This window comes from Bacillus sp. P4_D3 (genome assembly GCF_056401855.1).
Genome location: NZ_JBFUIN010000259.1, coordinates 1 through 4,460, shown reverse-complemented (window position 1 = coordinate 4,460; position 4,460 = coordinate 1). Strand labels below are relative to the sequence as shown.

The 4,460-nt window shown below is 33.7% G+C and carries 5 protein-coding genes; 3 read left to right on the top strand and 2 right to left on the bottom strand.

From position 1 onward, the window contains the following. The coding region (cbpA, locus tag AC1DTM_RS18770; RefSeq protein WP_477000639.1) for a cyclic di-AMP binding protein CbpA at positions 1-575 on the top strand (575 nt) is incomplete at its 5' end. A gap of 63 nt (positions 576-638) precedes the next feature. On the opposite strand, the gene AC1DTM_RS18765 is transcribed toward cbpA, so the two are convergent. Next, positions 639-1,409, bottom strand: coding sequence for a divergent polysaccharide deacetylase family protein (locus AC1DTM_RS18765; protein WP_002158732.1), 771 nt, complete (start codon positions 1,407-1,409; stop codon positions 639-641). A 490-nt stretch (positions 1,410-1,899) separates the two neighbouring features. Here AC1DTM_RS18765 and AC1DTM_RS18760 point away from each other — a divergent pair, with 490 nt between their 5' ends. Next, positions 1,900-2,181: an aspartyl-phosphate phosphatase Spo0E family protein gene (locus tag AC1DTM_RS18760; RefSeq protein WP_002149628.1), complete on the top strand. Its 282-nt coding sequence runs from the start codon at positions 1,900-1,902 to the stop codon at positions 2,179-2,181. A gap of 29 nt (positions 2,182-2,210) precedes the next feature. On the opposite strand, the gene AC1DTM_RS18755 is transcribed toward AC1DTM_RS18760, so the two are convergent. After that, a complete protein-coding gene (locus AC1DTM_RS18755; RefSeq protein ID WP_016104256.1) occupies positions 2,211-3,707 on the bottom strand; it encodes an ATP-binding protein in 1,497 nt (498 codons plus the stop codon). A gap of 194 nt (positions 3,708-3,901) precedes the next feature. On the opposite strand from AC1DTM_RS18755, the gene AC1DTM_RS18750 reads away from it, so the two are divergent. After that, complete coding sequence (locus tag AC1DTM_RS18750; protein ID WP_000203343.1) at positions 3,902-4,348, top strand: MarR family winged helix-turn-helix transcriptional regulator; 447 nt, start codon at positions 3,902-3,904, stop codon at positions 4,346-4,348. Positions 4,349-4,460: the final 112 nt, after the last annotated feature.

The following is a 4,460-nucleotide window of genomic DNA, read 5'->3' as shown; positions in this document are numbered from 1 at the left end:
AAACGAATGATTCTGGTGAAAAGGCGTTACAAATTATGAATGAAACGGGATTCCGCGCAATCCCTGTATTAGCAGAAAATGAGAAGGAATTCACGGGGATTATTTATAAAGTAGATCTTTTAGAAAAGAAGTGTAATAGCAGATTAGAGGATGTAAGTACAGAAGATGTACTGGAAAATCCAAATTCGTTTATTTTTGAAAAGGATTCTTTTTTTAGAGCTTTTTACGTTATTCGCCGTCTCCCGTTTTTAGCGGTTTTAAATGAGTATAATGAATTTGTCGGCATTTTAACACATTCTAATGTATTTGATGTCATTGAGGATTCGTTCGGTATGCGGACGGGTGGTTATATATTAACAATTGCAACACAAGATTGTAAGGGAACAATTAAAGAGCTTGGGACATTATTAAAAGCATATAATATTGGTGGACTGTTTACGCTTGATAACGGTGATCAATATATTCGCCGTGTTATCGTAAATATATCGGATGAGTTAAATGAAAAAAAATTAAAGCAATTAATTGAAAAGATAGAAAAAAAGGGATTTAGGGTGAGTCATGTAGATTATATTTAAGTTAAACAAGGTACCTATCTGCTATATGTAGATAGGTACCTTGTTTAGTGTGAGAAATGAATCTTATTTTGAAACAGAAGGTGGAGACAATGCTAAATCAGATAAAAAAATAAAGTCTGCATGCTCACGAATTTTAGGAATAGAAGTTTCTATAACACGTGATGTAATTTCACCTGGAGCCCCAACGTGTCCGATAGCTACCATAATGGGTTTGTCTTGGATTTTTTTTATAAGTAATTGTGCTTGTTTTGAAATGTGACTTACCGTATATACATCATCAAAAAATAATTGGTTTTCAATAATAGGCACGCCTAATTCTTTCCCGATTTTTGGGACAACACTATTAGGGTTTGTTTTACTATCTAAATAAAATAAACCGTGTTTTTTACAGGCAGAAAGTATAAGACGTACAATCCTTTCATCAGCGGTTACTTTTGATCCCATATGATTGTTCATACCTATTGCATGAGGTATTTCTTGAATTGCTTGTTCGAGTCGGTTGTTTATTTCTTCATCGCTTAAATCTGTTGTAATCGCTTTTGGTCCAAGCCACTCTTTTTTTCCTCTAATTGGTTCCATTGGCATATGTATAATAACTTCATGCCCTTTTTTATGGGCAGCTATTGCATCTTGTTTAGTAGAAGGAAGAAATGGCATAACAGCAACAGTGAGTGGAATTGGAAGTGATAACATCTTATCTGTGCCTTTCATATTATTGCCGAAATCATCGATGACAATAGCAACCTTATTCGTATGAGCATTTGCTTGAATAGGAAATAGGAAGAAGGGTATGAACAAGGTGAAGACGAGAAATGTAATAGTATATTTACGCATATAAATATTTCCTTTCTATTTTATTCCGCTATTTGCGGGCAGTAAGACTCCCATCTCAAAATTCGGCTGGAGCAAAGAAGTTAGGTGGGGGATTCATTGCCCGTAAACGCCCGATTGGTGAGGGCTAATAATCAGTGGGGATGAACAAAACCCCYACTGATTAAAGTTTCACTTTATCAATCATCATTATGTTTTGCGTTTTTATATAAATTAAACAAAAAATGTCGAAGAAAAGTATATGGAAAATAGAGAATCCGCAGTTTACTTGGTATTTGCTAAAAAAGAAGATGAAAAAAATGTCTATTATTGCGAATGTATTTRCAAAGATAGAATAATTTGTAATAATTCTCAAAGTGAGGGTAAAGATTTGTAAATTACAGGGGGAAAATGTTAAAATTTCTGATTCTTCAAATTCAAATAGGATTAAGTGTTTAAAGGGCTAAAGTAGAAGAGACGTTGAGAGTATGGAAGAAAAATAAGGGGGATATGGATGTTTACTGTAAAAAGGAAGTACACATTAGAAAAGCTTTCGCATGATATTCATATGAAACGTGAAGAAATGATTCATTTAGGATTAACAAGTGGATTAAATAGTATGGAGACAATTCAAGTTAGTCAAGAATTGGACAAGCTTATCGTACAGTATCAGCGTTACAAAGAAAAACAAACACCGAAATGGTTTTCAATTATAAAGGTTCCTATTTTTCAAATTGGGTATGAAGGGAAATCGAGCAATTTTTGGAGAATGTTTGTGGCTGGTTTTATGAAATAAGTATAATTACCCTTTTAGGATAAGGATAATTATACTATGTGTAATGGAATCTCTATATGAACTGTCGTTCCTTTGTTTTCTTTACTATCAATAAATATATGCCCATTGTACATCTCTACAATTCGTTTACATATAACAAGCCCAAGACCTGTTCCAGTATCTTTATTAGTAAAGAACGGATGAAAGAGGTGTTTTTGAATATGTTTTGGAATCCCTTTTCCAGTATCAATAATTTGCAATTGTGCGTGTTTTTCGTTGTTTGTTACTACAATGGTTAATGTATCACCAGAAGCCATGGCTTCAATTGCATTTTTTGTAATGTTTAAAACCACTTGTTTCATATGGTCTTTTGAGCAACGTATATGAACAGGGTGGTCTGGCAAATGTAAATGAAATACAATGTTATGTAGATTCGCCTCGGATTGAATAATTAATGCTACCTCATTAAGAATCGTTCTTACATCATATGTTTGTTCAATGATAGCAGTTGGCTTTCCAAGAATAAGAAATTCGCTTACAATTTCATTAATACGTTCTATTTCTTGTTCAATCACTGAAAAATAAAACTGATCCTGTTCATCTTTATATTTTTCTTTTAACAGAGCAACGAGTCCTTTAATTCCAGTAAGAGGGTTACGGATTTCATGGGCTGTACTAGCTGCAAAAGTTCCAACCAATTCAATTTTTTGCAGTTCATTTTGTTGTCTTTCTAGTTTTGTTTGACGTTTTAATAACATATATTGAGCAAGTAAAAATAAAATAGACATTAAAAATAAAGTAGCTATACACTCTATTGAAACCCACTGGTATAAAGTTTTTTGATGAATAGGTAACGGAGAAACAGAGACTTTCCAATTTAATCTTTGGAGTGGGGTAGTAAGCATATTAGAATGCCCATCGCTTGTTTCGTTATTATCATCGGTTAGAAAAACTACATCATGTTTATCAGTCACTTCGAAATGATATTGTGGTTTAATAGCATTTAAAGAATATGAAATGTAGTCAAAGCGTAAACTTGCTAATAATAAGCCTGAGAGTTCCTTTTGTCTATTAAATATTGGCGAGGCAATCATAATAGCTTGATGCCCAAGAACACGATCTGTAATAACTGATGATACAGTTGTTTTCTTAGATTGCAATGCATCTTGGATGTATTGGCGGTCAGAAACGTCAATAGGCGGCGAATCGCCTTCGGATGCGATTGTAATCATCCCATCTGTTGTAGCGTAATATAGACCGGAAAAACGTTCATCATTTCCATCGGTATCATGTACAATTTGTTTAATCCCATTGATGTTTCCAGTTTCGGTCCCTACGACTTTTGCGAGCATTTCTAAGGCAGATATAGCTTCACCAAGGTGATGGTCTAAATAGTCTCTATATAAGAAGAGAACAGTGTGAGCAGATAGTTTGTTTGCCTGTTGCATTTGATAAGTGTGATACGAAAAAAATGTGGCACCAATCCCTATCGTTGGCAGTATAACAAGCAGTATGTAAAAAACTATGCTTTGTAATTTGACTTTCAAATTTGGTACTCCTTCTTTTTTTATTATCATTATATATAAACTATGTTAAAATTGTCATGTTTTTATTCAAGAATCATTTGCATTACATTAGGGAAAGGAAAAGGGATGAGTGAATATTCATTCGGCAGTTGTAATGAAGCGCTACGTTGCTTTTCTTTTTGTTGCGGAGAATTTAAGTGAAGGGTTGAAATGGTATGACATCAAATAATGAGCGAGAAGACATTTCTCAATCTTTAAAAGTATTTATTGCACTATCCCGTGTACATCGTTCTGTTATGGATACTACAAATAAATCCATACAAAGTAACGGATTAAATCCAACTGAGTTTGCTGTATTAGAATTACTATATCATAAAGGAGGCCAACCACTTCAGCAAATCGGTGAGCGTATTTTAATAGCTAGTGGCAGCATTACATACGTTGTAGATAAGCTAGAGAAAAAAGGGCTTGTAAAACGAATTCCATGCCCAAATGATAGGCGTGTTATTTATGCGCAATTAACGGAGTCTGGAGAGAGTTTTATTGCTTCTATTTTTCCAGGTCATGAGCAAGTTATACATCAGTCTTTTGAAATGTTAACGAAGGATGAGAAGGATGAATTACTTGATCTATTAAAAAAAATTGGAAAGTATGAAAAATGATGATATGTTCCAAAGAAGCTTTGGATAAAGAAATCCAAGGCTTTTTTGTGTGCATATATTCATGACATCATCTACCGCATTTTGCTGAAGAATAAGAGGAGATTTGTAAGTA

Coding starts and splice junctions, on each gene's coding strand:
- AC1DTM_RS18765 (WP_002158732.1), bottom strand. CDS start 1,409: ATGCGTAAATATACTATTACATTTCTCGTCTTCACCTTGTTCATACCC.
- AC1DTM_RS18760 (WP_002149628.1), top strand. CDS start 1,900: ATGTTTACTGTAAAAAGGAAGTACACATTAGAAAAGCTTTCGCATGAT.
- AC1DTM_RS18750 (WP_000203343.1), top strand. CDS start 3,902: ATGACATCAAATAATGAGCGAGAAGACATTTCTCAATCTTTAAAAGTA.